The organism is Streptomyces echinoruber (genome assembly GCF_014651135.1).
Taxonomy (GTDB): Bacteria; Actinomycetota; Actinomycetes; order Streptomycetales; family Streptomycetaceae; genus Streptomyces; species Streptomyces echinoruber.
In genome coordinates this window covers 418,257-444,854 of sequence record NZ_BMWH01000001.1, presented here as the reverse complement: position 1 = coordinate 444,854, position 26,598 = coordinate 418,257, and the positions used below count along the sequence as shown (strand labels likewise).

General features: G+C 75.1%; 23 protein-coding genes and 1 riboswitch. Of the genes, 11 read left to right on the top strand and 12 right to left on the bottom strand.

The annotated features are described in order from the left end of the window. Positions 1-19: 19 nt before the first annotated feature. The 4 genes from pknB to thiO all read right to left on the bottom strand — a co-directional run bounded on the left by pknB (position 20) and on the right by thiO (position 4,413). The gene (gene pknB / locus IE225_RS01800) at positions 20-1,939 is read right to left on the bottom strand and encodes a Stk1 family PASTA domain-containing Ser/Thr kinase (protein WP_190055464.1); all 1,920 of its coding nucleotides are present in this window, start codon (positions 1,937-1,939) and stop codon (positions 20-22) included. Between the two features lie 198 nt (positions 1,940-2,137). Then, entirely contained in the window at positions 2,138-2,932 is a 795-nt protein-coding gene (locus IE225_RS01795; RefSeq protein WP_190055463.1) for a thiazole synthase, read from the bottom strand. A 3-nt stretch (positions 2,933-2,935) separates the two neighbouring features. Then, positions 2,936-3,136: a sulfur carrier protein ThiS gene (gene thiS / locus IE225_RS01790; protein ID WP_190055462.1), complete on the bottom strand. Its 201-nt coding sequence runs from the start codon at positions 3,134-3,136 to the stop codon at positions 2,936-2,938. After that, positions 3,133-4,413: a glycine oxidase ThiO gene (gene thiO, locus IE225_RS01785; protein ID WP_190055461.1), complete on the bottom strand. Its 1,281-nt coding sequence runs from the start codon at positions 4,411-4,413 to the stop codon at positions 3,133-3,135. Before thiO ends, thiS begins: the two co-directional genes overlap by 4 nt. Next, positions 4,404-4,516: riboswitch (TPP riboswitch) on the bottom strand. Its footprint overlaps the gene before it by 10 nt. Before the next feature lie 54 nt (positions 4,517-4,570). On the opposite strand from thiO, the gene IE225_RS01780 reads away from it, so the two are divergent. The 6 genes from IE225_RS01780 to IE225_RS01755 all read left to right on the top strand — a co-directional run bounded on the left by IE225_RS01780 (position 4,571) and on the right by IE225_RS01755 (position 10,059). Beyond that, positions 4,571-4,918 carry an avidin-fold protein gene (locus IE225_RS01780; protein ID WP_190055460.1) on the top strand — a complete coding sequence of 116 codons (348 nt, stop codon included), beginning with the start codon at positions 4,571-4,573 and terminating at the stop codon, positions 4,916-4,918. Positions 4,919-5,116: 198 nt separating this feature from the next. Continuing rightward, the gene (locus IE225_RS01775) at positions 5,117-6,295 is read left to right on the top strand and encodes an NAD(P)/FAD-dependent oxidoreductase (protein WP_229879181.1); all 1,179 of its coding nucleotides are present in this window, start codon (positions 5,117-5,119) and stop codon (positions 6,293-6,295) included. 203 nt (positions 6,296-6,498) lie between these two features. Then, on the top strand, positions 6,499-6,864 hold the full coding sequence (locus IE225_RS01770; RefSeq protein WP_190055459.1) for an Rv2175c family DNA-binding protein: 366 nt from the start codon (positions 6,499-6,501) through the stop codon (positions 6,862-6,864). Between the two features lie 303 nt (positions 6,865-7,167). Beyond that, positions 7,168-7,872, top strand: a complete 705-nt coding sequence (gene thiE / locus IE225_RS01765; RefSeq protein ID WP_229879129.1) for a thiamine phosphate synthase — start codon at positions 7,168-7,170, stop codon at positions 7,870-7,872. Positions 7,873-8,092: 220 nt separating this feature from the next. After that, a complete protein-coding gene (metF, locus tag IE225_RS01760) occupies positions 8,093-9,016 on the top strand; it encodes a methylenetetrahydrofolate reductase [NAD(P)H] (protein WP_190055458.1) in 924 nt (307 codons plus the stop codon). 56 nt (positions 9,017-9,072) lie between these two features. Continuing rightward, on the top strand, positions 9,073-10,059 hold the full coding sequence (locus tag IE225_RS01755) for an SCO2102 family sporulation regulator (RefSeq protein ID WP_190055457.1): 987 nt from the start codon (positions 9,073-9,075) through the stop codon (positions 10,057-10,059). 88 nt (positions 10,060-10,147) lie between these two features. Here the strand turns inward: IE225_RS01755 and IE225_RS01750 are convergent, their stop codons facing one another. The 4 genes from IE225_RS01750 to IE225_RS01735 all read right to left on the bottom strand — a co-directional run bounded on the left by IE225_RS01750 (position 10,148) and on the right by IE225_RS01735 (position 16,124). Continuing rightward, positions 10,148-11,656 (bottom strand): phytoene desaturase family protein, encoded by a 1,509-nt coding sequence (locus IE225_RS01750; RefSeq protein ID WP_190055456.1) that lies wholly within the window; start codon positions 11,654-11,656, stop codon positions 10,148-10,150. 632 nt (positions 11,657-12,288) lie between these two features. Continuing rightward, on the bottom strand, positions 12,289-12,933 hold the full coding sequence (locus IE225_RS01745; protein WP_190055455.1) for a TetR/AcrR family transcriptional regulator: 645 nt from the start codon (positions 12,931-12,933) through the stop codon (positions 12,289-12,291). 34 nt (positions 12,934-12,967) lie between these two features. Continuing rightward, positions 12,968-15,052 (bottom strand): YhgE/Pip domain-containing protein, encoded by a 2,085-nt coding sequence (locus IE225_RS01740; RefSeq protein WP_190055454.1) that lies wholly within the window; start codon positions 15,050-15,052, stop codon positions 12,968-12,970. Further along, on the bottom strand, positions 15,024-16,124 hold the full coding sequence (locus IE225_RS01735; RefSeq protein ID WP_190055453.1) for an ATP-binding cassette domain-containing protein: 1,101 nt from the start codon (positions 16,122-16,124) through the stop codon (positions 15,024-15,026). The genes IE225_RS01740 and IE225_RS01735 overlap by 29 nt, the downstream gene beginning before the upstream one ends. Before the next feature lie 58 nt (positions 16,125-16,182). Between IE225_RS01735 and IE225_RS01730 the strand changes: the two genes are divergently transcribed. The 3 genes from IE225_RS01730 (at position 16,183) to IE225_RS01720 (ending at position 18,371) form a co-directional block, all read left to right on the top strand. Continuing rightward, entirely contained in the window at positions 16,183-16,752 is a 570-nt protein-coding gene (locus tag IE225_RS01730) for an SAV_6107 family HEPN domain-containing protein (RefSeq protein WP_190055452.1), read from the top strand. Positions 16,753-16,906: 154 nt separating this feature from the next. Further along, entirely contained in the window at positions 16,907-17,677 is a 771-nt protein-coding gene (locus IE225_RS01725) for a methyltransferase (RefSeq protein WP_190055451.1), read from the top strand. A 298-nt stretch (positions 17,678-17,975) separates the two neighbouring features. Further along, positions 17,976-18,371, top strand: a complete 396-nt coding sequence (locus IE225_RS01720; protein ID WP_190055450.1) for an SCO2097 family morphological protein — start codon at positions 17,976-17,978, stop codon at positions 18,369-18,371. Positions 18,372-18,707: 336 nt separating this feature from the next. Here IE225_RS01720 and IE225_RS01715 read toward each other — a convergent pair whose 3' ends face one another. The 4 genes from IE225_RS01715 to IE225_RS01700 all read right to left on the bottom strand — a co-directional run bounded on the left by IE225_RS01715 (position 18,708) and on the right by IE225_RS01700 (position 24,382). Next, the gene (locus IE225_RS01715) at positions 18,708-21,092 is read right to left on the bottom strand and encodes a transglutaminase TgpA family protein (RefSeq protein ID WP_190055449.1); all 2,385 of its coding nucleotides are present in this window, start codon (positions 21,090-21,092) and stop codon (positions 18,708-18,710) included. Continuing rightward, positions 21,092-22,474, bottom strand: coding sequence for a DUF58 domain-containing protein (locus tag IE225_RS01710; protein WP_190055448.1), 1,383 nt, complete (start codon positions 22,472-22,474; stop codon positions 21,092-21,094). The genes IE225_RS01715 and IE225_RS01710 overlap by 1 nt, the downstream gene beginning before the upstream one ends. Beyond that, positions 22,474-23,508: an AAA family ATPase gene (locus IE225_RS01705; protein WP_190055447.1), complete on the bottom strand. Its 1,035-nt coding sequence runs from the start codon at positions 23,506-23,508 to the stop codon at positions 22,474-22,476. Before IE225_RS01705 ends, IE225_RS01710 begins: the two co-directional genes overlap by 1 nt. Before the next feature lie 262 nt (positions 23,509-23,770). Further along, positions 23,771-24,382, bottom strand: coding sequence for a beta-class carbonic anhydrase (locus tag IE225_RS01700; RefSeq protein WP_190055446.1), 612 nt, complete (start codon positions 24,380-24,382; stop codon positions 23,771-23,773). 301 nt (positions 24,383-24,683) lie between these two features. Here IE225_RS01700 and rsmH point away from each other — a divergent pair, with 301 nt between their 5' ends. Beyond that, positions 24,684-25,640, top strand: coding sequence for a 16S rRNA (cytosine(1402)-N(4))-methyltransferase RsmH (gene rsmH / locus IE225_RS01695; protein ID WP_190055445.1), 957 nt, complete (start codon positions 24,684-24,686; stop codon positions 25,638-25,640). 369 nt (positions 25,641-26,009) lie between these two features. Then, positions 26,010-26,594 (top strand): cell division protein FtsL, encoded by a 585-nt coding sequence (gene ftsL, locus IE225_RS01690; RefSeq protein WP_190055444.1) that lies wholly within the window; start codon positions 26,010-26,012, stop codon positions 26,592-26,594. Positions 26,595-26,598 lie beyond the last annotated feature (4 nt).

Genomic DNA, 26,598 nt, shown 5'->3' with positions numbered 1-26,598 from the left:
GTCAGCGGATGGGCCGGGGTCAGCGGATGGTGATCGTGATCGTCGAGCCCTTGGGCGCCTTGTCGCCGCCCGCGACCGACTGGTCCCTGACGGTGTCGCCGAACAGGCCCAGCAGCCCGCGGTCCTCCTCGACCTGGAACCCGGCGTCCCGCAGCTCCTTCTTCGCCTCGTCGACGCCGTCGCCGACCACGTCCGGCACCTCGACCATCTCAGGGCCCTTGGACAGCGTCAGGGTGACCGTGTCGCCGCCGGCGGCCCGGCTGCCGGCCGCCGGGCTCTGCCGGGCGACCTGGCCCGCGTCGAACTCGGAGTTCACCTCCTGCGCGGCCACCTTCACCTTCAGCCCCTTCTCCGCCAGGGCCTGCCGGGCGTCCTCGAGGTCGTCGCCGGTGACCTCCGGCACCTCCACCGGGCTGCCCTTGCTGACCACCAGGGCGATCGCCGAGCCCGCGTGCCGCTCGGTGCCCGCGCCGGGGTCGGTGCGGATCACGAAGCCCTGGGGCACGTCGTCGCTGAACGCCCGGGTGACCATGCCGGGTTCGAGGCCCTCCTGCCTCAGCCGCGCCTTCGCCTTGTCCGGGGCGTAGCCCTTCAGGTCGGGCACCTTCACCGTCGCCGGGCCGTCGGAGACGGTGAGGACCACGGAGCCGTTGCTGCGGATGCGCGCGCCCGGCTCGGGATCGGTGCTGATGACCCGGCCCCGCCGTACGACGTCGCTGTGGGCGTGCCTGACCCGCCCGACCTCCAGGCCGGCCGCCGACAGCCGCTGCCGGGCCTGCGCCTCGGTCTTGGTCAGCAGCGGCGGCACCTTCGTGAACTGGCCCGAGTTGATGTACCACACGCCCGTGCCGACGCCGAGCACCAGCAGCACGACCGCGACCAGCGAGAACAGGGAGCGCCGGTGCCGGGCCGTGCGGGGCGGGACGTCGGCGGCCGGGGGCGCCGGAAGCCGGCGGGTGCGGTGCAGCGACTCCTCGCCGGCCGGCGGCTCGGGCCGCGGCGCGACGAGGCGCGGGAGCACGCTCGTGCGGTCCTCGGAGGCGTCGTGCGCGACGGCGACCGCCTGCGGCGGCACGGCGTCCAGCTGGTCCGCGCCGAGCGCCGCCCGGGCCTGCCGGACCCGCGCGAGCAGCGCCACCGCGTCCGGCGGGCGGTGCTCCGGGGCGCGGGCGGAGGCGGCGGCGACCAGGTCGTCCAGCTCGTACGCCAGCCCCGGCACGGCGGCCGACGGCGGCGGCACGTCCTCGTGGAGGTGCCGGTACAGCACCTGGGCGGGGGAGTCGCCCTGGTGGGGCTTGCCGCCGGTCAGCATCTCGTACAGCACCACGCCGCACGCGTACACGTCGACGCGTGGGTCGGCGGTGCCGTGCTCGATCTGCTCCGGGGCGAGGTAGGAGACGGTGCCCAGGACGGCGCCGGCGGTGTGGTCGGTGACCGTGTCCACCGCCCGCACCAGCCCGAAGTCGGCGACCTTGACCCGCCCGTCGTCCCCGATCAGGACGTTCTCCGGTTTCATGTCCCGGTGCACCAGCCCCGCGCGGTGCGCGGCGCCCAGCGCGGCCAGCACCGGCTCCAGGATGTCCAGCGCGGCCCGCGGCTGCAGCGCCCCGCGCTCACGCAGCACGTCCCGCAGGGTGCAGCCGGGGACGTACTCCATCGCCAGGTAGACGTACGACCCGTCGGTCCCCTGGTCGAAGACCTGCACCACGTTCGGGTGGGCGAGCCGCGCCACCGACTTCGCCTCCCGGATGAACCGCTCGACGAACGAGGCGTCGGCCGCCAGCGCCGGGTGCATCACCTTCAGGGCGAGCACACGGTCCAGGCGGGTGTCCAGGGCCCGGTAGACCGTGGCCATCCCGCCCGCCGCGATCCGCGCGTCGACGCGATACCGGCCGTCGAGCACCTGCCCGACGAGAGGGTCCTGAAGGGTCGTATCCACGCGGGTGAGTCTACGAGCCGCCGCGGACACCCCGTTCCGCCCGGCACAGGACCGGCACGGGATCGGAGCACGACTGCGGCCCACCTGTGACGCGCCCGGGCCGGCCGTACCGGCCGCACCGGTTCGGGGCGCCCGGACCGCCCGGGCCGGTACGGCCGGCCCGAGCGGTGAGGGGTACGCCCGGAAGCCCGGGTCCGCCTAGAAGGCCGGCCGCTCGGGGTCCAGCCGGGCCAGGCCCTGCGCGGGGGACGACGCCTGGGCGAAGTGCCGCCGGGGAATCCGCCCGGCCCGGTACGCCAGCCGCCCCGCCTCCACCGCGTGCTTCATGGCCTCCGCCATCAGCACCGGCTCCTGCGCCCGGGTCACCGCCGACGCCAGCATCACCCCGGCGCACCCCAGTTCCATCGCCAGCGCCGCGTCGGACGCCGTGCCGGCCCCCGCGTCGAGGATCACCGGCACGCGCGCCTGCTCCACGATGAGCTGGAAGTTGTGCGGGTTGCGGATGCCGAGCCCGGAGCCGATGGGCGAGCCCAGCGGCATGATCGCGGCACAGCCCACATCCTCCAGCCGCCGCGCCAGCACCGGGTCGTCGTTGGTGTACGGCAGCACCGTGAACCCGTCGTCGACCAGCGTCTCCGCCGCCTCCAGCAGCTCGATCGGGTCCGGCAGCAGGGTGCGCTCGTCGGCGACGACCTCCAGTTTGATCAGGTCGGTGCCGAGCGCCTCGCGCGCCAGGCGGGCGGTGAGGACCGCCTCGGCGGCGGTGAAGCAGCCGGCGGTGTTCGGCAGCACCCGGATGCCGAGCCGGTCCAGCACGGACAGCACGGACCCGCGCACCGAGGGATCCACGCGCCGCATCGCGACGGTCGTCAGCTCCGTGCCGGAGGCGACCAGCGCCCGCTCCAGCACCTCCAGGCTCGGCGCGCCGCCGGTGCCCATGATCAGGCGGGAGGTGAAGGTCGTGCCGCCGAGGACGAACGGATCGTCGGCCATGGGTCAGCCTCCTTGGACGGCGGTGAGGACCTCGACGCGGTCCCCGTCGGACAGTGCGGTGGTCGCCCACTGCGCGCGCGGGACGACGGTTTCGTTGAGGGCGGCGGCCACACCGGAGGGGGCCGCGGTCAGGGACCTGACGACGGTGTCGAGAACCGTGCCGGGAGCGACGTCCCGGGGTTCTCCGTTGACGGAGATGTTCATGCGGGCTGCTCCGTGAGGGCGGCGGCGCCGGCGGTACCGGCGGGGCGCGCGGTGTCGGCGGGCTGCGTGGCACTGGCGGGGCGTGCGGTGCCGGCGGGCTGCGTGGCACTGGCGGGGCGTGCGGTGCCGGCGGGCTGCGCGGGGGTGAACCGCTGCGGGGTGAACAGACGTGCCATCTCGGGCAGTTGGCCGGTCGTCAGCACGTCCGCCATGACGTCGCCGGTGACCGGGGTGAGCAGGACGCCGTTGCGGTAGTGCCCGGTGGCCAGCAGCAGGCCCGCCAGGGCCGTCGGGCCCAGCAGCGGCGCGTTGTCGGGGGAGCCGGGGCGCAGACCCGCGCGGGTCTCCGTCAACGGCAGCTCGGTGATGCCGGGGACGAGTTCGTGCGCGTCGCGCAGCAGCGCGTACACCCCGCCCGCGGTGACCGTGGTGTCCCAGCCCAGCTCCTCGCTGGTGGCGCCGACGACCAGCTCGCCGTTCTCCCGCGGCACCAGGTAGACGCTGCTGCCGCGCACCACGGCGCGCACGGTGCGGTGCAGGAACGGCGCGTACCGCTTCGGCATGGTCAGCCGCACCACCTGCCCCTTGACGGGCCGCACCGGCGGCAGCACGTCGTCGGGCACGCCCGCGAGCCGCCCGCTGAGGCTGCCGGCGGCCAGCACCACCTGCCCGGCGGACACCTCGGCACCGTCGGCGGTGACGACGCCGCACGCCCGCTCCCGCGCCACCGTGAGCCGCTCGGCCCACACCCGGTGGAAGGCCACGCCCGCCCGCTCGCACGCCACCACCAGCGCCGCCGCGAGCCGCCGCGGGTCGATCTGGTGGTCGCCGTCCACCCGCAGCCCGCCGCGCACCCCCGGTGCGAGCATCGGCTCCAGGCGCCGGCAGTCCCGCCCCGACAGCCACTCCGACCGCAGGCCGGACCGCTGCTGCAGGGCGTGCAGTTCCCGCAGGTGGGCGCGGTCGTCGGCGTCCAGCGCGACCGCGAGCGTGCCGTTGCGCCGGTAACCGGTGTCGTGACCGGTCGCCTCGGTCAGCTCGGCCACGAAGTCCGGATAGCGGCGCGCGGACTCCAGGTTGAGGCCCAGCAGGGTCTGCTCGCCGTGGTGCAGTTCGCTGACCGCGGCCAGCATCCCGGCCGCCACCCGCGCGGCCCCGCCGCCCGGCTCCGGGTCGACGACCGCCGCGGACAGCCCGCGCTGCGCCGCGCGCCAGGCCGTGACCAGGCCGATGACGCCGCCCCCCACGACGAGGACGTCGCACGTACGTGATGACACCCAGCTCCTCCCTTCGCCGGCATGACCCGGATCAGGTTCGTACGGTCGGAGGCCGCCAGCCTCCCTCTCAGCCCGGTGCGTCCGGGCTCCCGCGAGTGCTCTACGGTGGCCACCCTAGCCGCAGTCCCCGCGCCTCGGTAAGGGAGCCCCGCCCGCCATGCCCTCGCTCGACGGCCTCGTCCTCGCCCCCGTCGCCGACCAGGCGCCCGGCCAGGTGGGCACGCGCACCCGGTTCCTCTACCACGAGCGGGACGGCGAGATCTGGGCCGAGTACGCCGGCGGCGACGTCGTACGGGGCTACCTGGTGGGCACCCGGGAGGGCGACCGGCTCGACTTCCGGTACGTCCAGCTCAAGCACGACGGCACCACCTCCAGCGGGCACTGCGTCTCGACGGTCGTGGAGCTGCCCGACGGGCGGGTGCGGCTGGAGGAGACCTGGGAGTGGGAGTCGCAGCCGGGCCGCGGGACGAGCGTGGTCGAGCAGGTGCCGGGGCCGGCCGCCTGACGACGCCGACGGTGCCGGCGGTGCGTCTGACGGTGTGCCAGGTGCTCGCGGCGAGGTGTCCGGTGATGTGTCTAAGGTGATCGGGTGAGCGAGCAGACGCAGCACGACGGCCCGTCCGGGGCGGAGCACGAGGGCCCCTCCGGAACGGGGCACCAGGGCCTGTCCGGAGCGCGGCGCGTGGTCGTCGCGGGCGCCGGCATGGCCGGTGTGCAGACCGCGGTCGCCCTGCGCGAGCAGGGCTTCACCGGCACGGTCACCCTGATCGGCGCCGAGCCCCACCAGCCCTACGACCGGCCCCCGCTGTCCAAGGCGGTCCTGCTCGGCAAGGCCGAGGACTCCGCCTTCGACGTCGACTTCGAGGCGCTCGGCATCGAACTGCGGCTCGGCTGCGCCGCGCTGGGCGTACGCCCCGGCGCGCACGTGCTGGACACCGAGGCCGGGCCCGTGCCGTACGACGTCCTGGTGCTCGCCACCGGCGCCGAACCGATCCGCCTGCCGGGCGCCGAGGGCGTGCCCGGCGTGCACCGGCTGCGCACCCTCGACGACGCCGAGCGGCTGCGCCCGGTGCTGGCCCGCCGGAACGCGGTCGTGGTCGTGGGCGCCGGCTGGATCGGCGCCGAGTTCGCCACCGCCGCGCGCGAGGCGGGCTGCGCGGTGACCGTCGTGGAGGCCGCCGACCGGCCGCTGGCGGGGGCGCTGCCCGCCGAGGTGGCCGCGCCGATGGCCGCCTGGTACGCCGACGCCGGTGCCGAACTGCGCACCCGCGCGCGCGTGGAGCGCGTCGAGCCCGGCACGGTCGTCCTCGACGACGGCACGCGGCTGCCCGCGGACGCGGTGGTGGTCGGCATCGGCGCCCGCCCCGCCACCGCCTGGCTGGCCGGCTCCGGCGTGACGCTGGGGGAGCACGGCGAGGTCGCCGCCGACGCGCACCTGCGCACTTCGGTGCCGGACGTGTACGCGGTCGGCGACTGCGCCTCCTTCCCGTCGGGGCGGTACGGCGAGCGGCTGATGATCCACCACTGGGACAACGCCCTGCAGGGCCCGCGGACCGTCGCCGCGAACATCGTCGGCGCGGCCACCGGGGAGGCGCCGGCAGTCTACGACCCGGTGCCGTACTTCTGGTCCGAGCAGTTCGGCCGCTTCGTGCAGTACGCCGGACACCACGCGTCGGCCGACACCACCGTCTGGCGCGGCGACGCGGACGGGCCCGCGTGGACGGTGTGCTGGCTGCGAAACGGCCGTCTGGTCGCCCTCCTGGCGGTGGGCCGTCCGAGGGACCTCACACAGGGGGGGCGGCTGATCGAGGCGGGGGCCGTCATGGATCCCCGGCTGCTGGCCGATCCCGCGCGGCCGCTGAAGGCGGCGACGGCGGGCTGAGCGGGGGACGGCGGGCTGAACGACGGGCTGAGCGGGGGGCGGTCGCGGACGGGGCGCGGGCCGCGGACGGGCGCGGCGGGGCTTCCGGCGGGCGTCCCGGGCCCTCCGGAGGGCGCCCCGTGGCCTGCGGTGGGCGTGCCGGGTGCCGCCGTCCGGAGCTGTCGGACTTTCGGCTGTCCGTGCGGGATGGCAGGCTTGGTTGCGTGACCGAGATTGACCCGAAGATCGATGCTCTCGTCCCCGCCTGGCTCACCCTCCCCGACATCGCCGAACGGCTCGGCGTCGAAGTGACGCGCGTGCGGCAGCTGGTCAAGGAGGGCCAGCTCATCGCCGTCCGCCGGGGGGAGAACCGCGCACTGCACGTCCCCGCCGACTTCATCGACGGAAACAAGGTCGTCAAGGGCCTCTCCGGGACCCTGACGCTCCTGCGGGACGACGGTTTCACGGTCGAGGAGATGCTGGAATGGCTGTTCACCCCTGACCCCACGCTGCCGGGCAGCCCCGCGCAGGCCCTGCGGGAGAACCGCGGCACGGAGGTCAAGCGCCGCGCCCAGGCCCTCGCCGTCTGAGCGAGACCGCTGAGCGCGGCCACCGAGCACGCCACCGAACACCGAACACGGCCGCGAGCCGACCCCCCGCAGGCAGCAGGCTGCGGTCCCGGGCCGCGGCCGTGGGCGGTCGCGTGTCCGGGACCGGGACCGGGACCGGCCGCACCCGTGCCCCCGCCCGAAGGCGGCCCGGTGCCGTCCGCGACCATGGGAGGGCCGCGTCCCGGCCCGGCACCGGCCCGTGGGGGCCGGCCGGCGCCGGCCACCGGCCGGCCACGACGCCGCCGAGAATGCGAGACCCGAGAACCGAGAACCGGGGGACCCATGCCCGACAGCTCCGCCGCCGCCCCGATCGCCGGGCCCGCCGCCGCCCCGACCGCCGGGCCCGCCGACGCCCGCGCCCGGCTCGCCGAGGCGCGGCTGTACCTGTGCACGGACGCCCGCAAGCGCCAGGGCGACCTGCCGGAGTTCCTGGACGCGGTCCTGGCCGGCGGGGTCGACGTCGTGCAGTTGCGGGACAAGGGGATGGAGGCGGCCGAGGAACTGGAGCACCTGCGGGTCTTCGCGGACGCCTGCGCCCGTCACGGCAAGCTGCTCGCCGTCAACGACCGCGCGGACGTGGCCCACGCCGCCCGTGCCGACGTCCTGCACCTGGGCCAGGGCGACCTGCCGGTCCCGGCGGCCCGCGCCATCCTGGGCGACGGCGTCCTGATCGGCCGCTCCACCCACACCGAGTCCGAGGCGGCCGCGGCCGCCGTCCAGGACGGCGTCGACTACTTCTGCACCGGCCCCTGCTGGCCCACCCCGACCAAGCCCGGCCGCCCCGCCCCCGGCCTGGGCCTGGTCCGCTACGCCGCCTCGCTCGGCACCGAGCGCCCCTGGTTCGCGATCGGCGGCATCGACCTGGGCAACCTCGACCAGGTGCTGGAGGCCGGGGCCCGCCGGGTCGTCGTGGTCCGGGCGCTCACCGAGGTGGACGACCCGGGCGCCGCGGCGGCGGAGTTCGCCAAGCGCCTGCGCCAGGTGTGACCCCGTCGGAGCGGACCCGCCCCATCGGACCCGCCGTGCCGGGCCCGCCGTATCGGACCCGCCCCATCGGGTCCGCCGTGCCGGGTCCGCCGTATCGGATCCGTCGCATCGGACCCGTCCCGTCCGGCCCGCTGTCCAATAGATGGACAACAAGTCGACAAATCGCCCAATTCTCCCGTCTCCGGTTGGGGGACCGCCACCCCCTGACTAACCTTCCGGTATGGCCCTCGGAACCGCATCCACCAGGACTGATCGCGCCCGCACCGTGCGCGACATCCTCGCCACCGGCAAGACCACGTACTCGTTCGAGTTCTGGGCGCCGAAGACCGAGAAGGGCGAGCGGAACCTGTGGAACGCGCTCCGTAGGGTCGAGGCCGTCCGGCCCGACTTCGTCTCGGTGACGTACGGCGCCGGCGGTTCCACCCGCGCGGGCACGGTGAAGGCGACCGAGCAGATCGCCGCCGACACCACGCTCACCCCGGTCGCGCACCTGACGGCCGTCAACCACTCGGTCGCCGAGCTGCGCAACATCGTCGGCCAGTACGCCGACGCCGGCATCCGCAACATGCTCGCCGTGCGCGGCGACCCGCCCGGCGACCCGATGGGGGAGTGGGTGCCGCACCCGCAGGGCCTGACCTACGCGGCCGAACTCGTCCGCCTCATCAAGGAGGCGGGCGACTTCTGCGTAGGCGTCGCGGCCTTCCCGGAGATGCACCCGCGCTCCACCGACTGGGACACCGACGTGGCACACTTCGTCGACAAGTGCCGGGCCGGCGCCGACTACGCCATCACGCAGATGTTCTTCCACCCGGAGTCCTACCTGCGGCTCCGGGACAGCGTGGCGGCGGCGGGCTGCACGACCCCGATCATCCCCGAGGTCATGCCGGTCACCAGCGTCAAGATGCTGGAACGGCTGCCCAAGCTGAGCAACGCCGACTTCCCGGACGGCCTGAAAGAGCGGATCCTCGCGGCGAAGGACGATCCGGCGGCGGTACGCTCCATTGGCATCGACTTCGCCACGGAGTTCTGCGCGCGCCTGCTGGCCGAGGGAGTGCCGGGTCTGCACTTCATCACGCTGAACAACTCCACGGCGACTCTGGAAATCTACGAGAACCTGGGCCTGCACCACCCGCCGCGGGCCTAGACCGGCCGCACCGCAATACGCCACACTGCGTAGCGGCCACTGGGAGAGGGGCGTACATGGGCTGGACGGTCCTCTACATCGCGTTCGGCATCGTCGCGTTGTGGCTGCTCGGTGAGGTGCTGCTGCAGTACAAGGCACGCCTGCGCTGGCGGCTGCTCGCCTTCGCCGGCTTCCTCGGTGTCGTCGTCGGTGTACTGATCCCGTCCGTCGTCGTCATCGGACTGGGCGCAGCCGCGTTCGCGGTCGGACAGACGTACGTCACGCTGTCGTTCCGCCGCGGCTTCGCCGCCGGCTGGGCCGTCGGCCGCCCCGGCGCCGACAAGTCCGGCGGCAGCAAGCGCCGCCGCCGCGGCGGCGACGCACACCAGGAACCCACCCTGGAGGTGTCCGACCCGCAGGCCGCCGAGGACGGCGCCGGGGACGGCCCGGGCGGGGACGCCTACGGCGCCGACACCCCCGCCTACGGCCGCAACGACACGGCCGCCTACGGCGACGACGACCGCGACGACGTCTTCACCCCCGCCCGCCCCCTCGACCCCACGGCCGCCGAGACCACCGTCGTGTACCAGCCGCAGCCCGTCCCCGAGGACACCGGCTCCTACGGCATCTACGGCGGCCCGGCCGACGGCGGCGCCCAGGGCCCGGGCCCGGCGCAGGACCAGTACGCCGCGGCCGCCCACGGCACCGACCACACCTACGCCTACGACTACTCCGGCTACACCCAGCAGCAGTACGGCTACGACACCTCCGGTCAGCAGCAGTACGCCGGCTACACCGACCCGTACGCCACCGGCACCGGCGCCGCCTACGACCCCTCCTACGCGGGGCAGCAGGCCGGGCAGCAGCAGTACGGGCAGCAGGACTACGGCCAGACGCAGTACGCCACCGGCGGCTACGGCGAGACCCCGCCCGGCGGGGTCTGGGTGCCCCAGCAGCGCGGCACCGGCGGGTACGGCGGCGAACTGCCGCCGGAGCAGCCGTACCCCTACCAGGGCAGCGGGCAGACGCAGCAGCCCGGGTTCGACGAGCAGTACCGCTTCTGAGCACCACCGCTTCCGAGCGGTACCGCCTCTGAGCCGACCCGGCGCCCGCCGCCGGCCCCTACTGCGAGGGCCCCTGCTGCGAGAGCCCCTACTGCGAGCCGCGGAAGTCCGGCCCCTCCACGATCAGCCCGGCCACCAGCGCGCCCGACATGCCCGCGTGGGGCAGCCCGCCGCCGGGGTGCGACCAGCCGCCCACCCGGTACAGCCCCGCCAGCGGCGTGCTGTTGGCGGGATGCAGGAAGCGGCCGCCGCCGGCGGCGAGCGCGGGAGCGGGGATGCCCCCGCCCACGGCGCCCGTCTCCCGCTCCGTGTGGTCCGGCGTGCGCACCTCGCGCCACATCAGGCGTTCGCGCAGCCCGGGGACCGCGGCCTCGGCGGCCGCCACGAGGAGGTCCGCGAACCGCTCGCCGGCGCCGTCCGCCCCCCAACCGGCGGTCGTGGGCACCACCGCGGACACCACGACGGACTCGTGCGCCGCGTCGGGGCGCAGCGCCGCGTCGTCCGGCCGCAGCACCGTCACCGTGGGCCGGGCCGGCTCCCCGCGGCGGCCGGCGAGGAAGTCCAGCTCGGCGTCGCGGTCGGGGGCGTGCACGATCGTGCGGTGCGCCGCGCCGGCCTCACGCGCGCCGCGCAGCGCCAGCAGCACGGTGAACCGGCCGGGCCGCCGCGCCGCCGGGTCGGCCCGCACGGCACCGTCGCCGTACAGGGGATGCCCCGTCAGACCGCCCAGCCGGACCGGATCCACCCCCGCCACCACGTGGTCGGCCTCCACGACCGTCCCGTCGGCCAGCTCCACCCCGGCCGCCCGGCCGTCCTTGTCCACCACGCCGGTCACCTCGGCGCTGAAGGTGAACGCGACCCGGCGGGCCAGGCACCGCTCGTACACGGCGCGCGCCAGCTCGCGCAGGCCGCCGCGGACGTACCAGGTGCCGAAGGCGTGCTCCATGTAGGCCAGCACGGCCGCGTTGGCCGGAGCGGTCCGCGGGTCCAGGCCGTGGGCCAGGGCGTGACTCTCCAGCAGGGCCGCCAGGCGCGGGTCGCGCAGCTCCCAGGCGCCGACCTCGGCGAGCGTGGCGGCCCGGCGGGTGCGCAGCAGGCGCCTGCGGGCGAGCGCGGGATAGGGCTCGCGCTCGGCCAGCACCTGCCAGTTCGGCCACAGCGGCTCCTCCAGCAGCGGGCGGCGGGTGCGGTCCCAGGTGTCCCGGGCGCGCAGCAGGAACTCGCCCCAGCGCTCCCCGGCCCCGGCGCCGAGGGCCCCCTCCAGGGCCGCGACGACACCCGCGCGCGAGGCGTTCGGCAGGTCGAGCACGGTGCCGTCGGCGAAGACGTGCCGCGCCGCCGGATCGACCTCCACCAGGTCGACGCACTCCTCCAGCGGCTCCTTGCCGGTCTTGACGAACAGGTCGCGCCAGACCGCGGGCAGCGGCAGCAGCCCCGGTCCGGTGTCGAAGGCGAAGCCGTCGCGCTCGAAGCGGCGCAGCGCGCCGCCGTACGTCTCCGTCCGCTCGTACACCGTCACCCGGTGGCCCGCGACGGCCAGCCGGGCGGCGGCCGCCATCGCGCCCATCCCGGCGCCGATCACCGCAATCCGTGCCATGCCTGCGACTTTATCCGCCGCCACCGGCGCCACCGTCGGCCCGGCGGCCGCCGGCGAGCACCGAGGGAGTCCCGGGGGAGAGCGGACGCGTCCGCGACCGCGGCCCCGGCCGGTGGCGCCGCGCCGTGGGGATGAGCGCCCAGGGCTGAGTAGCCGTACCTAGGCGAGGAGATGAGTACGTGCGCGGATGGGGGACGACCTGCGCGGACGACAGAGTGGAGGCACGGAAAGGGGCACGGCGCCGGCACCGCCGACACGGGGCGGCGGAACGGCGTCGTCCCGGACCGCTCCTTCCGTCGGCCCACGCCGGCGGAAGCGAGATACGGGGATACGGGGGAACGGGCACGGGGCCCGGAGACCCGGGGGCCCGGAGGAACGACCGCCATCGGGTGCGCCCGGGAGAACACAGGGGGAGCGGGGAAACGGGGGAGCACGGGGGCAGGGGGACCCGGAGGCCGGGGGAGGCCGCCGGGATGTACCAGGGGGGTGCCGGAAGGCGCCGGTGCGCAGGCCCGCGGGGGACGCGGCCATGCGCACCGGCGCCTTCACGCGCGGGCCCGAAGACCCCGGTCCGCCCGCGCGCCGGCCTCAGCCTGCTCGCGCGGCGACCCCGGCCTGCTCGCGCGGCGGCCTCAGCCCGCCCGCGCGGCCCGGTGGCCGCCCACCCGTCCCTGCAGCAGCCGGGACAGGGCCGCGTGCACGTCGTCCAGGGACCGCTCCGGCTGGAAGGCCTGCCAGTCCAGGGCGGCCACCAGCACCATGCCGACCAGGGCGGCCGCCGTCAGCGGGATGTCCGTCTCGTCGCCGAACTCGCCGCTGGCCACGCCCTCGCGCAGCACACCCTCGATGACGGCGACGACCTCCTGCCGCACCACCATGAGGGTCGACTGCCAGGCGCGGTTGGTGCGCCACAGCTCGGCCACGTACAGCTGGGTGAAGGCCGGGTAGCGGGCGATGAACTCCAGCCCGGCGCGGATCATCGCGTCCAGGGCGTCCCCCTTGCTGCCGCCCGCGCGGGCCGTCCGGTCGGCCGCCTCCCGCAGAGAGGCGGTCAGAAGGCCCACCCCGTGCCGCAGCAGTTCCTCGAAGAGGACCGACTTGCTCGCGAAGTTGTAGTACACCGTGCCCTTCGCGACCCCGGCCCGCTCGGCGATCTCGTCCACCGTGGTGGCGGAGAACCCCTGCTCGGCGATGAGCGTGACGGCCGCCTCGTAGAGCTTCTGCCGGGTGGCCTCGCGGCGGGCACTGCCGCCCGGCGCGGCGCTGCTGCTGTTCATGGCCCCGATTGTCACAGGAACGGCCCCCGCGCGGTCACAGACTCAGCTCGGGATGCAGGCGCTCGAGCGTCCACACCTCGCGGCGGCGGGCCGCCAGCGCGGTCAGTACGAGGGCGCCCGCGGTGAACGCCGCCAGCACCGCGCAGGCCTGCCACACCGGCCCCAGGCCCCCGCCCGTGATCAGCCGGCGCAGCGCCTGGACGACGTAACTCATCGGCAGGAAGGGGTGGATCGCGTGGAAGAAACCCGGGCTGGTCTGCACGGGGTAGGTGCCGCCCGCCGACGTCAGCTGGAGCATCAGCAGCGCCAGGACGAGGATCCGGCCGGCCGGTCCGAAGCGCGCGTTCAGCCACTGCACGACCGCCGCGAAGCAGGCCGCGACGAGGAACAGGAAGCCCACCGTGCCGGCCGCCCGCGCCATGTGCAGGCCGATCGCCCAGTGCAGCACCGCCATGAGGGCCGCCACCTGCAGCACCCCGACCGCGACCACGGGCAGCCACCCGGCCAGCGCGATCCGCCCCGCGGAGGCGCCCACGGCCAGCGCGCGCCGGTTCAGCGGCGGGATCAGCATGTACGCCACCATGGCACCCACCCACAGCGACAGCGGGATGAAGTACGGGGCGAACCCGGTGCCGTAGTTGGGCGCGTCGTGCAGGTCCCGGGAGGCGAGCTGCACCGGGTCCGCCATGACCCGGGTGTGCCGGTCGCGGTCCTGCTTGCCGTAGTCGGGTACCCGCCGGGCGCCGTCGTGCAGGCCGCCGGCCAGCCTGCCGGAGCCGTCGGCCAGCTTGTACATCCCGCCGTGCAGCTCGTCGGCGCCCGCCTCCAGCCTGCCGAGGCCCTTGTCGAGGCCGGTCGCGCCGGTACGGGCCGTGCCGATGCCGGTGTGCAGCTTCCGGGCGCCCGCGGCGACCCGCCCGGCGCCCGCGTTCAGCTTGTTGATCCTCTTGACGGCGTCGTCGAGGTCCTCGGTCAGGTGCGGGGCGCGGTCGGCGAGCGCCCGGGCCTGCGTCTGCAGCGTGGCGAGGTTCTTGTCGAGCGTCTTCAGGTCGCCGTTCTGGTCGGCGACCAGGGTGTCGAGGTCGTCGGCGATCCCCGCCACGTCGGCGGCGGCCTGCCGGGCCTTCTTCAGGTCGGCGCAGGCGGCGTCGGGCAGCGCCTGCTGCGTGCACCGCGCGCGGTAGACCTCGTCCAGGGTGTCGGAGGCGGCGTGGGCGGCCCTGGCGGCGGCGGGCGCGGTCCTGACGAGCGTGCCGAGGTTGCGGCGGATCACCCCGGCGGAGTCGGCGACCAGCCGGGCCGTGTCGCCGATGGTCTTCTCGTTGCCCTGCAGGAACGGGCGCACCTTCGTGGCGGTGCCGTTCACCGTGTCGGCGAGCGTCTGGGTGCCGTCGGCGACCTGCCGCGCGCCGTCCGCCAGGTCGCCCGAGCCCGAGTCGAGCTTCTTCAGGCCCCCGGCCAGCTTGCCGCTGCCCTTCTTGGCCTCGGTCAGCCCGTCCGCGAGGTCCTGCGAGCCCTTCTCCGCCTTCCCGATGCCGCCCCTGAGCCGGTCGGCGCCCTTGGCGGCCTGCACGGTCCGGTCGTGGATGGTGGAGAACGAGATGAAGATCCGGTCCAGGAAGGAACGGGAGGCCTTGGTGGACGCGGCGGTGCGCACCTCTTTGAAGACCGTCCGGGAGATCTGCCCGACGATGTAGTTGTTGGCGTCGTTCGTGCGCACCTGCAGCGCGCTCGTCTCCGGGGAGGCGCCCGCGCTGGAGGCGATCCGCCGGCTGAAGTCGGCGGGCACGGTCAGCGACAGGTAGTACGTGCCGTCCTCGACGCCCCGCCGGGCCTCGGCGGCGCTCACCCGGTGCCAGTCGAAGACCCTGCTCTTCAGCAGTTCCTCGGTGAGGTCGTCACCGGCCGTGATCCTCCTGCCGCCGGCGGTGGCGCCCCGGTCCTCGTCGACGAGCGCGACGGGAATCCTGTCCAGGTGGCCGTAGGGGTCCCAGAAGGACCACAGGTACAGCGCGCCGTACAGCAGCGGCAGCACCAGCAGCGCCACCAGGGCGGCGCGCGGCAGCCTCCCGCGGCCGAAGCGCCGCAGCTCAAGAGCGGCCAGTCTCGGCGAACGCATCGGCCGCCGCCTCCTTCACCTCGTCGCCGGCCTCTTCCGCTTCCCCGGCTTCTCCAGCTTTTTCGGTTTCTTCGGTTTCTTCGGCTTTTTCGGTTTCTCCGGCGGCTTCGTCGTCGGTTCCGTCATCGGCTTCGCCGCCGGTTTCCCGGCCGGCTTTCCGGCCGGGTTCCTCGGCTTTCCGCGCGGGTGCCGCGCCGGGTGCCGCGCCAGGCGCTGAGGCCGCCGCTCCGGTCGGGACGACCACCGCATCCTCGGGCGCCTCGCTGCACACCGCGACGACGGTCGTGCCGGCCTCGGTGAGCGAACGCAGCAGCTCCCACACCCGGTCCCGCTCGGCGGGCGAGAGCTTCAGGTCGACGTCGTCCACGGCCAGCAGCCGGGGCCGCCCGACCAGCGCCAGCGCCACCGACAGCCGCAGCTCCTCCAGGCGCTCCAGATCGCGTACGGCCGTACGCGGGCCCTTGGGCAGGGAGTCGAGGTCCAGGCCGGCGGCGTCGAGCGCGGTGTCGACGAGCCGGCGGGCCGCGGCCCGGCGTTCGTCGCGCGGCCGCAGCAGCCCGCGCAGGGAGTCGCCGAAACGGTGCTGCAGCAGCGCCCGTTCGCGCAGGTGCTCGCCGACGGTGAGGGCCGGCTCGAGGTCGGTGACGCCGGGCACGTTCGCCAGAGCGCTGACGCGGCGCAGGGCGGACATGTGCCGGGGCAGTTTGAACCCGCCGACCGTGGCGACCCCCTCCGTGGGCCTCATCCGCCCCGTGAGCGCCAGCAGCAGGCAGGTGCGGCCCGAGCCGGACGGCCCCTCGACGGCGATCAGCGAGCCCGGCCCCGCCTCCACGGTGACGCCGCGGAACGCCCAGCCGCGGGGCCCTCGAAGCCCGAGGCCCCGGGCCGTGACCTCCAGGCCGTGCGGCTCCTGTGCCGCGGGCCCGCGCGCACCGGAGGATCGGGTGCCGTCCTGCGGACCGTCCACCGGTCCCACCCCCTGCCATCTTTGGACTGACTGGTCAGTACAAAAACTACCCCCGAACGCCCGATCGAAGCAAAAGACCAGGTCAGAACGGATTGTCAGTGCCATACCGCACGATGGGCGCATACGGCCACCGAGCCGTCATGTTGACGACAGGAGGATCGTCATGGCCCACTCGTCCGCCGCCGCCCGTCGGCGCCGCGCCACCGGCCCTGCCCCCTCACTGACCGGCCCGGCGAGCGACATCCATCCCGTACTCCGCCGGGCCACGGCCCCGCCGGCCGCCCTGGACCTCCTCGCCCAGGCCCGGGCGGGACTCGACGAGGCCACCGTCCTGGAGACCCCGAACGAGCGGTACGCGACGGCCCACCTCGCCGCCCTGCGCACCGCCGCCGCCGTGCTCGCGGCCCGCGGCCGCCCGGAACCCACGCCGAGGCGCCGGGCCCGTATCAGGAGCGCCTGGGAAGTGCTCCCCGAGATCGCGCCCGAGCTCGCCGAGTGGAGCGCGCTGTTCGCCGCGGGGGCCCGGCGCCGCGCCCGGGCCGAGGCGGGCATCCCGGGCGCGGCCAGCCGCCGGGACGCCGACGACCTGATACGGGACGTGGCCATGTTCATCCGCATCGTCGAGCGGCTGCTCGTGCTCCAGCCCGTCCTGCCCCTGTCCCAGCCGTCCCAGGACACCGACGTCCAGGAGCCTCCGCGCGGCGGCCGGCGGGACATGCCGAACGCCGGATGAGGGCACGCCACGGCACCGCGGTGACCGGCCGGAGCGCCGGAGGCAATAGGGTGGAGAGCGCCTGAAGCCTTCCTCCTCCCGCACCCCGGGCCGGGAAGGCAGCCCGATCGCTCCGCCGTGCCAGAGGCGGTGCCGCGTTGAGGAGTCAACTGCCGTGTCGGACCCGATGCGCCCCCGCGCCTCTCTCCGTACCGCCGTGGTCTGGGAGGTCCTCCAGGACGCCCTCGACCGCCGCGTCAAGGCCACGGGCCGGGAAACCCTCGACGTCCTCGACACCGGGGGCGGCAGCGGCAACTTCGCCGTGCCCGTCGCCCGCCTCGGCCACCGGGTCACCGTCGTCGACCCCAGCCCGAACGCGCTGTTCGCACTGGAGCGGCGCGCCGCCGAGGCCGGCGTCGCCGACCGGGTGCGGGGCGTGCAGGGCGACGCCCACGGCCTGTTCGACGTGGCCGAGCGCGGCGGCTACGACGCGGTGCTGTGCCACGGGGTGCTGGAATACGTGGACGACCCCGCGGAGGGGGTGCGCAACGCGGTGGCCGCGCTGCGTGCCGACGGCGTCCTCAGCGTGCTCGCCGCCGGGCTGGGCGGCGCCGTGCTGGCCCGTGCCCTCGCCGGGCACTTCACCGAGGCCAGGCACGCCCTGGCCGACCCCGACGGCCGCTGGGGCGAGGGCGACCCGATGCCGCGTCGCTTCACCACCGAGCAGCTCACGGCGCTGGTCGAGGACGCGGGACTGCGGGTGACCGCCGTGCACGGCGTGCGGGTCTTCGCCGACCTGGTGCCCGGCGTCCTGGTGGACACCGAGCCGGGAGCGCTGGACGCGCTGCTGAAGCTGGAGGCGACCGCGGCCGAGCTGCCCGCCTTCCACTCCGTGGCCACGCAGCTGCACGTGCTGGGGGAGTTCGAGAGGGCCGACGAGGTCTGAGTCGCCTCGTGCGCCTCCTGTGCCTTGTGTGAGCCCTGTGCCTGATCAGCGTGTCCGCGGCGGATGGAGTACGCCACAGACCCCCCGATCGGGTGCCTGTCGCCGTATGATCGAAGGCGACGGCCCGGCATGACGGGTCGGCCGCTGGGGAAATGAAGCTTCAGCGAGCCGGAACGGCCATGACGGATTCCGGCTGGCCAATTGGCGCAGAGGGGCGGGTTTCACGGGGGCGGTTCCCTGCCTATCCTGAAGAGACCCCCACGAGTCGCCCCGGCGACTGCACGATGAGGAGGACTCCGTGCCGCTCTCGGAGCACGAGCAGCGCATGCTCGAGCAGATGGAGCGAGCGCTGTACGCCGAAGATCCCAAGTTCGCGTCGGCGCTCGAGGGAAGCGGGCTGCGTACGTACACCCGGCGGCGGGTCTACCAGGCGGTTGCGGGCTTCCTCCTTGGTATCGCGCTCCTCATGGCCGGAATGGTCGCCCAGCAGATCTGGGTCAGCGTGGTCGGGTTCCTGGTCATGCTGGGCTGCGCGGTCCTCGCGGTGACCAGCTGGCGCAAGGTCCCCAAGCCGGGCGAGCACCCGGCCGACGGCGCCCACTTCCGACGTCAGGGCCGCCCCCGGCGCTCCATGATGGAACGCATCGAACAGCGCTGGCAGCGACGCCGCGACGAGCAGCAGGGCGGCATGTAGCCACCGGCTCCCCACCCCACGTACCGAGACGTACCGAGGGGGTGACCACCGCGCGTGGTCACCCCCTCGGCCCTGTCTCCGACAGGAACTCCCCCCTCCTCGCCGGGGGCGCCAACACGGCGTCGGGAGGGCGGAAAAGCCCGCTCCGCATGGGTGGAACCCCTGCCGCGGCGGCCCGGTGGAACCCTTGCCGCGGTGGCCTTGTCGCGGTGTCCGGGCGGAACCCCTCGTCGCGACGGCCGGACGGGGACCCGCCGCACGACGGCCGGCCGGAGAGACCCGCCGCGACGCCTCGCCCGCCAGCCGCCGCCTCAGCCCTGCTGCCCCTGCCCCACCTCAGCCCTGCTGCCCCGATGGCCTCCGCAGCGGCGGCCGGACCGCCGCCAGACGGGTCCTGAGCGCGGCCCAGCGGTCCGACAGTGCCCACAGCGCGCGGATGTTGGACCGCGGCGCGAACGTCGCCCGCAGGCGCGTCGCGCGGCCGGCCTGGCTGTGCAGCGCCCGCGTGACCCGGCGGACGTCGTCAGCGAGACCCGGCGCGGGCCGGGGGACGGGCGCGTACAGGACCTGCTCCACGGCGTCCGCGACCCGGTGGACGCAGGCCGCCGCCACCGGGTCCAGGTGGCCGAGGCGGACGATGCGGGCAGCCGTCCCGCGGGGCGTGAGGGAGTCGTCGGGGACGATGCCGTGGTCCCAGGCCGTGTCGATCAGCTCCTGCCAGACGGCGAGCGTGCGCAGCGCCACGTCCGCCTCGCCGCGGCCGTGACCACCGAAGCGGACGGCCCGCCTCCGGGTGCGGTACAGCAGGGGCGTCAGCAGCACCGCGAGGCCCGCGAGCACCGCCACCGGCAGCCCGACGCCCAGATACCACAGGTGGTGGCCGTCGTCCCGGGACACGGCGGTCTGCGGGGCCGCGCTCGCGCACTCCTGCAGCCGCCTCAGCTCCGGCGGGCAGCTCGCCCCCGCCGACGGGGCCGCCGAGGGCGCGGAGGAGGCGCCCTGGGAGGGCAGCGCCGGGTCCGGCAGGGTGCTGCCGGAGGACTCGGGCTGGGTGTACGACGGCGTCGTGCCGCGGCTCGGAGTGGGCTCGAAACGGGTCCAGCCGACGCCCTCGAAGTACAGCTCGGGCCAGGCGTGCGCGTCCTTCAGGCCCACCGCGATCGAACCGTCCCCCTGCAGGGTGCCGGGGGCGAAGCCCACCGCTATCCGGGCCGGGATGCCCAGCGTGCGGGCCATCGCGGCCATCGCGAAGGAGAAGTGCACGCAAAAGCCCCGCTTGTCCTTCAGGAAGCGGGCGATCGCCTGCGGACCGCCGCCGACCTGTACCCGGGTGTCGTACTGGAAGCCCCCGGTCAGCGCGAAGTAGTCCTGCAGCCGCACCGCCTGCTCGTAGTGGTTCGCCGCGCCCTCGGTCACCTTGCGGGCGGTGCGGGCCACCACCGCGGGCAGCGAGTCCGGCAGCCGCGTGTACGCGCGCTCGAGCGCCTGAGGCGGCTCCGGCGCCGAGGCCAGCTGGGCCGCCGTCGGCCGCACCTCCAGGCTCCGCACCTCGTAGCGGATTCCGCGGGTGCTCTGGCCGTGGTCGCCGGCCAGCGTCATGCCCACCGGCTCGTAGCGCCAGCTGCCGTCGACCCGCACGCCGCTCGGCGGGTACGGCATGGGCAGCCGCTCCTGCGCGTACCAGTCGGCCGCGGCGACCGTGCTGTCGATCACGGTCCGTTTGACGCCGGAGGCCAGACCCGGCGGCGTGGGGAACCGGTCGGGCACGGCGACGTACCGGCGCTGGGACGGTTTCCAGGTCGTCCCGTCGAAGTCGTCCAGGGAGACGATCCGCAGGTAGAGGTCGGAGATGTCGTTGGTGGACGTCCTCAGCGTCAACACCGTGCGGTCCTCGTCCACGTTCAGGCTGTCGCGCAGCGACACCAGCGGGTCGACCGCGGAGCCCGCGCCGATGCCCCCGGGTCCCGTGCCGACCCCCGCTCCGGCGCCGTCGAACAGGCCGCCGTCCATCGCGGGCAGCGCCGCCGGCACCACCAGGGCGAGGCCCAGTGTGACCGCGCCGATGCGCCGGCCGGTGCGCACCGGGGCCACGGCACCGGCGGGCTCGCCGGACGCGGTGCGCGGCGCCCCGCCGAAGATCCGGCCCCACTGGGCGAGCCGTTCCCGGCCCTCCGCGAGCAGCAGCATCAGGTAGCCGGCGGCCGCCAGCAGGAACCACAGCCAGTCGGTGCCGCCGTCGGACAGGCCCGCGGCCACCGAGTACAGCGCGAGCAGCGGCAGGCCGGCCGGGGCGGCGCTGCGGAACGTCACCGCGAGGGCGTCCACCAGCAGCCCCACCAGCAGCACGCCGCCGACGAGCATGAGCCGTATGCCGTCCGACAGCGGGGCCGGGATCGCGTACCGGCTGACGTCGTCCCCGCCCTGCTGCAGCAGCTGCGCGAAGTGCCGGAAGGAACCCGCGGTCGGCACCAGCCCGGCCAGGGCCTGCCGGTGCGCGAACACCAACGTCAGCAGTATCAGCGTCACCAGGGCCTGCGCCGCCACGGTCAGCGGCCGGGCCAGCGGCACCCGCCGGGCCGCCGCGCCCACGCCGGTCTGCACCGCCAGCAGGAAGGCCGCCTGCGGCAGCCAGGTCGCCGGGCTGACCAGGGGCAGCAGGGCGCACGCCGCCAGCAGCGTGGCCGCCCAGGCGCACAGCGTCAGTCGTGCCCGCCCGCTCATCACCGCACCTCCCCGGCGCCCACGCCGGCCACGCCCACGCCGCCGATGCCCGCGCGCTCCCGGTCCGCCTGCCGCCACAGCTCGCCCAGTGAGGCGCCCCGCGGCACGCTCAGCACGGTCCAGCCGGCCTCGCGCAGCACCCGCAGCGGATCCTGTGCTCCGTCCGTCCCGCGCGGCGGGCCGGGCACGTCGGTCGGCTCCCGTTCCCACGCGTCGCTGTCCAGTACGAACGCCACCGCGGCCGCGCTGCGCTGCCGTATCCTCGCCGCGATCGCCGCCTGTTCCTCGTCCAGGTCGCCGAAGAACGCCACCAGCAGCCCCTCGTGGGCGCCGCGCAGCACGTCGTACGCCCGGGACAGGCCCGCGCCGTCCGAGTGGTCGATCACCGCCAGGGTGTCCATCATCAGCCCGGCCGCCTCCGCCGACTCCTGCGCCGGCCCCGAGAACCCGTCGGCGCCCTCGCCCGGCACCAAGTCGCCGGTGTCGGTCAGCAGCCGTACCGAGAAGCCGCGCTCCAGCATGTGGACGAGCACGGAGGCCGTGCCGGACACCGCCCACTCGAAGGCCGACTCCGGGCCCGCGCCCGCGTAGGCGATGCCCCGGGTGTCGAGCAGCACCGTGCAGCGGGCCCGCTGCGGCTGCTCCTCGCGGCGCACCATCAGCTCGCCGTAGCGCGCGGTGGAGCGCCAGTGCACGCGGCGCAGGTCGTCGCCGTACCGGTACTCGCGCGGGATCACGTCGTCCTCGCCCGCCAGCGCCAGCGAGCGCTGCCGCCCGTCGCCGTGGCCCTGTGCCTCGCCGCCCAGCCGCACCGGCGGCAGCGGCTCCACGCGCGGGATGACGGTCAGCGTGTCGTACGCGGAGAAGGACCGGGTCAGTTCGCACATCCCGAACGGATCGGACAGCCGCAGCTGCAGCGGGCCCAGCGGGTAGCGGCCGCGCAGGTCGGAGCGGACCCGGTAGGACACCTCGCGGCGGCCGCCCGGCTCCACCCGGTCCAGGACGAACCGGGGGCGCGGCCCGAGCACGTAGGGCACCCGGTCCTGCAGCATCAGCAGGCCGGTGGGCAGCCGCGAGACGTTCTCCAGCCGCAGGTGGACGCGGGCCTCGGCGCCGGCCGGCACCCGCGCGGGGGACAGGCGCCGGCTGCCCGCGACCCGGTAGCGGGTGCGGTACAGCACGGCCGCGCACACCAGCGGCAGCGTCGCCAGCAGCAGCCCGACGCGCAGCAGGTCGCTCTGCCCGAGGACGTAGGCGCAGACGGCGGCCGCGATCCCGGCGGCGAGGAAGGAGCGGCCGCGGGTGGTCAGGCCGGCCAGCAGTGTGCGCAGCCCGCCCTCGTGCCGGTCGCCCTCCGCGGGCCCCGCCGCGCCGGTGGCCATCACAGCCTCCGCGGCGGCTGCTGGCCGAACACCGGCGCCCCGCGGCCCAGCCCGAGGCCGCTTTGCCGGGGCGCCGCCGGTACCGGCGTGTGCTGCACGATCTCCTGGACCACCTGCTCCGCCGTACGGCGGTTGAGCTGGGCCTGCGCCGTGGGCAGCAGCCGGTGCGCCAGCACCGCCACGGCGAGGGCCTGCACGTCGTCCGGCAGCGCGTACTCCCGGCCGCCGAGGGCCGCGGCCGCCTTGGCGGCGCGCAGCAGGTGCAGCGTCGCGCGCGGCGACGCGCCGAGTCTGAGCTCGGGATGGGTGCGCGTGGCGGCGACCAGCTCCACCGCGTACCGCCGCACCGGCTCGGCGACGTGCACGCCGCGTACCGCCTCGATCAGCTTCACGATCTCGTGCGCGTGCGCCACCGGCTGCAGGTCCTCCAGCGGGGAGACGCCGCCGTGCACGTCGAGCATCTGCACCTCGGCCTCGACGCTGGGGTAGCCGACCGAGACGCGGGCCATGAAACGGTCGCGCTGGGCCTCCGGCAGCGGGTAGGTGCCCTCCATCTCCACCGGGTTCTGCGTGGCCACCACCATGAAGGGGCTGGGCAGTTCGTAGGTCTGCCCGTCGATGGTGACCTGCCGCTCCTCCATGGACTCCAGCAGCGCCGACTGGGTCTTGGGGGAGGCGCGGTTGATCTCGTCGCCGATCACGATCTGCGCGAAGACGGCGCCCGGCTTGAACTCGAAGTCCCGGCGCTGCTGGTCCCAGATGGACACGCCGGTGATGTCCGACGGCAGCAGGTCGGGGGTGAACTGGATGCGCCGCACCGAGCAGTCGATGGACCGTGCCAGCGCCTTGGCGAGCATTGTCTTGCCCACCCCGGGGACGTCCTCGATCAGAAGATGCCCCTCGGCGAGCAGCACGGTCAGCGAAAGCCGTACGACCTCGGGCTTGCCCTCGATCACTCCTTCCACCGAACTGCGGATCCGCTCCGCGGTGGCGGTCAGATCTGTAAGGCTCGCTCGATCGTCATAGGTCGTCACCCGGCCCTCCTCGGCCCGTTCTTTCTCCGGGCCGAGTACCGCCAAGTGCGACCGGCCCACCCCGAAACACGGACACCACGCGCGAAAAGTTCCGCGTGACGCCACACCCGCATTCTTGCCGCCGTTACCGATTCGTGTCACTCGCCTGTGGACAACCGGCCGCGATATGTCGGGTCTTATGACCTTTACGGTGCGGCCGCCGCGGGTGTTCAGCGGGTGTTCAGCAGGTGTTCCAGACGGGTGGGCCGGCCGGACGCGCCGGTCAGGCCGGGTCGACCTCGCGCAGCAGGCCCGTCTTGACGTCGAAGACGAAGCCGCGCACGTCGTCGGTGTGCAGCAGGAACGGCGAGGTGCGCACCCGCTGCATCGACTGGCGCACGTCCTGGTCGACGTCCTTGAACGCCTCCACCGCCCAGGACGGCCGCTGGCCGACCTCCATCTCCAGCTCGGTGCGGAAGTCCTCGGTGATCGCCTCCAGGCCGCAGCCGGTGTGGTGGATCAGGACGATGCTGCGCGTGCCCAGCTTGCGCTGGCTGATCGTGAGCGAGCGGATCACGTCGTCGGTGACGACGCCGCCCGCGTTGCGGATGGTGTGGCAGTCGCCGAGCTTCAGGCCGAGCGCCGCGTGCAGGTCCAGACGCGCGTCCATGCAGGCCACGACGGCGACCTTGAGGACCGGGCGGGCGTCCATGCCCGGGTCGGTGAACTCGGCGGCGTAGCGCTGGTTGGCCTCGACGAGGCGGTCGATGACGGAGCCGCCGCCTGCTGTGGCGCCCTCGGCGCCGGGGTGAGCTGCTGCAGAAGTCGTCATGGTGACGACATTACTGGCCGCACGCCGTTCAGTCCTGCGGTGAAGAAGGACAAAGAGCGCCATCGCGGCTTGTTGTGAGTCACTGCACAACCGGCCCCGGATTACGCCGTACGGGTGAATGGCGTCCGAAGGCGTCCCCGCACCGGCCGTGCCGGGCGACGCGCAGGCCGGTTGATTGACCGGGAGACAGGGTGGACTAAAGTGACGCGAAGCGGGAGGCGCGGCCTCCCCGCTGCACCGACATCCCCGAAGGCGCCGGCGACCTCCGGCGGTCTCCCCACGTGCGCGGCGCGTACGTACGGCCCGGCCTCCTCCCGCCCCGGCCGACGCCCCGGAGCGCGCCGGACGAACAGGAGAGGCCCCCTTGAGCCAGAGTCGACACGTCCCGGTGATGCTCCAGCGGTGCCTGGACCTGCTGGCGCCCGCACTGCAGGAGCCGGGAGCGGTGGCCGTCGACTGCACGCTCGGCCTCGGCGGCCACAGCGAGGCGCTGCTGAGCCGGTTCCCCGGGCTGCGGCTGGTCGGCCTGGACCGCGACAAGGAGGCGCTGCGGCTGTCCGGCGAGCGCCTGGCCCCGTTCGGCGAACGGGCCACCCTGGTGCACGCCGTCTACGACGAACTCCCCGACGTCCTCGGCCGGCTGGGCATCGCGCGCGTCCAGGGCGTCCTGTTCGACCTCGGGGTGTCCTCCCTGCAACTCGACGAGGCCGGCCGCGGCTTCGCCTACGCCCAGGACGCCCCGCTGGACATGCGCATGGACCAGACGACCGGCATCAGCGCGGCCGAGGTCCTCAACACCTACCCGGCCGGCGAACTCGTCCGCATCCTGCGCACCTACGGCGAGGAGAAGCAGGCCAAGCGGATCGTCGCCGCGATCGTGCGCGAGCGCGAGAAGGAGCCGTTCACCACCAGCGCCCGCCTGGTGCAGCTGATCCGCGACGCGCTGCCGCAGGCCGCCAAACGCACCGGCGGCAACCCGGCCAAGCGCACCTTCCAGGCGCTGCGCATCGAGGTCAACGGCGAACTCGCCGTGCTGGAACGGGCGATCCCCGCCGCCGTGAAGGCGCTGGACGTCGGCGGGCGGATGGCCGTGCTGTCGTACCACTCGCTCGAGGACCGCCTCGTCAAGCAGGTGTTCGCGGCCGGCGCCGCCTCCACCGCGCCCCCCGGGCTCCCCGTCGTCCCCGAGCGCTACCAGCCGCGGCTCAAGCTGCTGACGCGCGGTGCCGAACTTCCCACCGAGGAGGAGATCGCGGCCAACCGCCGGGCGGCGCCCGCGCGGCTGCGTGCGGCCCAGCGCATCAGGGAGGACGTCGAGTGACGCGACGGGGAACGGCAGACGGGGCGCACGTGCCGTTGCCTGCGGGCCGGGCACCCGCGCGCCCGCCGGCGCACCGGGCCCGCGTGCGCCCGCCGGCGCACCGGGCCCGCGTGCGGCCGCCGGTGCACCCGGCCCGCGTGTGGCCGTCGGCGCGCCGAGCGCACGTGCGGCCGCCGGGAGGCGACGCCCGTGCGCGCGCGGCCGGGAACGCCCTCCACCCGCGCGTGCCCGTCGGCGCCCCCGGGCCCCGTACCCCCGCGCAACCGCCCGTCCCCGTGCCGTGCCCGCGCGTGCCCGCCGGCGCGTCGGCCGTCCGCGGGGCCGGGAGCGCGGGGGAGGCGGCCGGTGCGCGGGCCGAGGGGAGGACGGGTGGCTAGGAAACCCGAGCTGCGGGGGCGTGCCGCGCGGCTGGCGCGGCTGTTCCCGGCGGAGCCGGGGCAGGCGGCCCGCACCCCGTTCGTGCTGCTCGTCGTGCTGCTCCTCGGCGGCGGCCTCATCGCGCTGCTGCTGCTGAACTCCGCGCTGAGCGAGGGGTCGTTCCAGAGGGACGACCTGCAGCACGACGTCAAGAACCTCACCGACGAGCAGCAGGCCCTGCAGCGGGACATCGACGCCTACTCCGCGCCCGACGCCCTCCAGCGGCGCGCCCAGGAGCTCGGCATGGTGCCCGGCGGCGACCCGGCCTTCCTCGGCCCCGACGGCAGCGTCAAGGGCGTCCCCTCCGCCGCACCCGGGGACGCCGCGCCCGGAAGCGCCGTGCTGGACGCCCCCGCGGCCGTCGCGCCGCCCGAGGCCCTGCCCACCACGGCGCCCACCACGGCGGCCACCCCGGCGCCCACCACGGCGCCGCCCCCGTCCGGCGCGAGCCCCGGCTCCACCCCGGCACCGGCCCCGGTGTCCACCCCCGCCCCCACCGTGTCGCAGCCCGCCACGACCCCGACCCCCGGCAGGTGACGGA

Bases quoted from the DNA above. Each gene is read 5' to 3' on its own strand.
- IE225_RS01795 (WP_190055463.1), bottom strand. From the start codon at position 2,932: ATGGCCGACGATCCGTTCGTCCTCGGCGGCACGACCTTCACCTCCCGC.
- thiS (WP_190055462.1), bottom strand. From the start codon at position 3,136: ATGAACATCTCCGTCAACGGAGAACCCCGGGACGTCGCTCCCGGCACG.
- IE225_RS01780 (WP_190055460.1), top strand. From the start codon at position 4,571: ATGCCCTCGCTCGACGGCCTCGTCCTCGCCCCCGTCGCCGACCAGGCG.
- IE225_RS01775 (WP_229879181.1), top strand. From the start codon at position 5,117: ATGGCCGGTGTGCAGACCGCGGTCGCCCTGCGCGAGCAGGGCTTCACC.
- thiE (WP_229879129.1), top strand. From the start codon at position 7,168: ATGCCCGACAGCTCCGCCGCCGCCCCGATCGCCGGGCCCGCCGCCGCC.
- metF (WP_190055458.1), top strand. From the start codon at position 8,093: ATGGCCCTCGGAACCGCATCCACCAGGACTGATCGCGCCCGCACCGTG.
- IE225_RS01755 (WP_190055457.1), top strand. From the start codon at position 9,073: ATGGGCTGGACGGTCCTCTACATCGCGTTCGGCATCGTCGCGTTGTGG.
- IE225_RS01750 (WP_190055456.1), bottom strand. From the start codon at position 11,656: ATGGCACGGATTGCGGTGATCGGCGCCGGGATGGGCGCGATGGCGGCC.
- IE225_RS01745 (WP_190055455.1), bottom strand. From the start codon at position 12,933: ATGAACAGCAGCAGCGCCGCGCCGGGCGGCAGTGCCCGCCGCGAGGCC.
- IE225_RS01740 (WP_190055454.1), bottom strand. From the start codon at position 15,052: ATGCGTTCGCCGAGACTGGCCGCTCTTGAGCTGCGGCGCTTCGGCCGC.
- IE225_RS01735 (WP_190055453.1), bottom strand. From the start codon at position 16,124: ATGGCACTGACAATCCGTTCTGACCTGGTCTTTTGCTTCGATCGGGCG.
- IE225_RS01730 (WP_190055452.1), top strand. From the start codon at position 16,183: ATGGCCCACTCGTCCGCCGCCGCCCGTCGGCGCCGCGCCACCGGCCCT.
- IE225_RS01715 (WP_190055449.1), bottom strand. From the start codon at position 21,092: ATGAGCGGGCGGGCACGACTGACGCTGTGCGCCTGGGCGGCCACGCTG.
- IE225_RS01710 (WP_190055448.1), bottom strand. From the start codon at position 22,474: ATGGCCACCGGCGCGGCGGGGCCCGCGGAGGGCGACCGGCACGAGGGC.
- IE225_RS01700 (WP_190055446.1), bottom strand. From the start codon at position 24,382: ATGGCGCTCTTTGTCCTTCTTCACCGCAGGACTGAACGGCGTGCGGCC.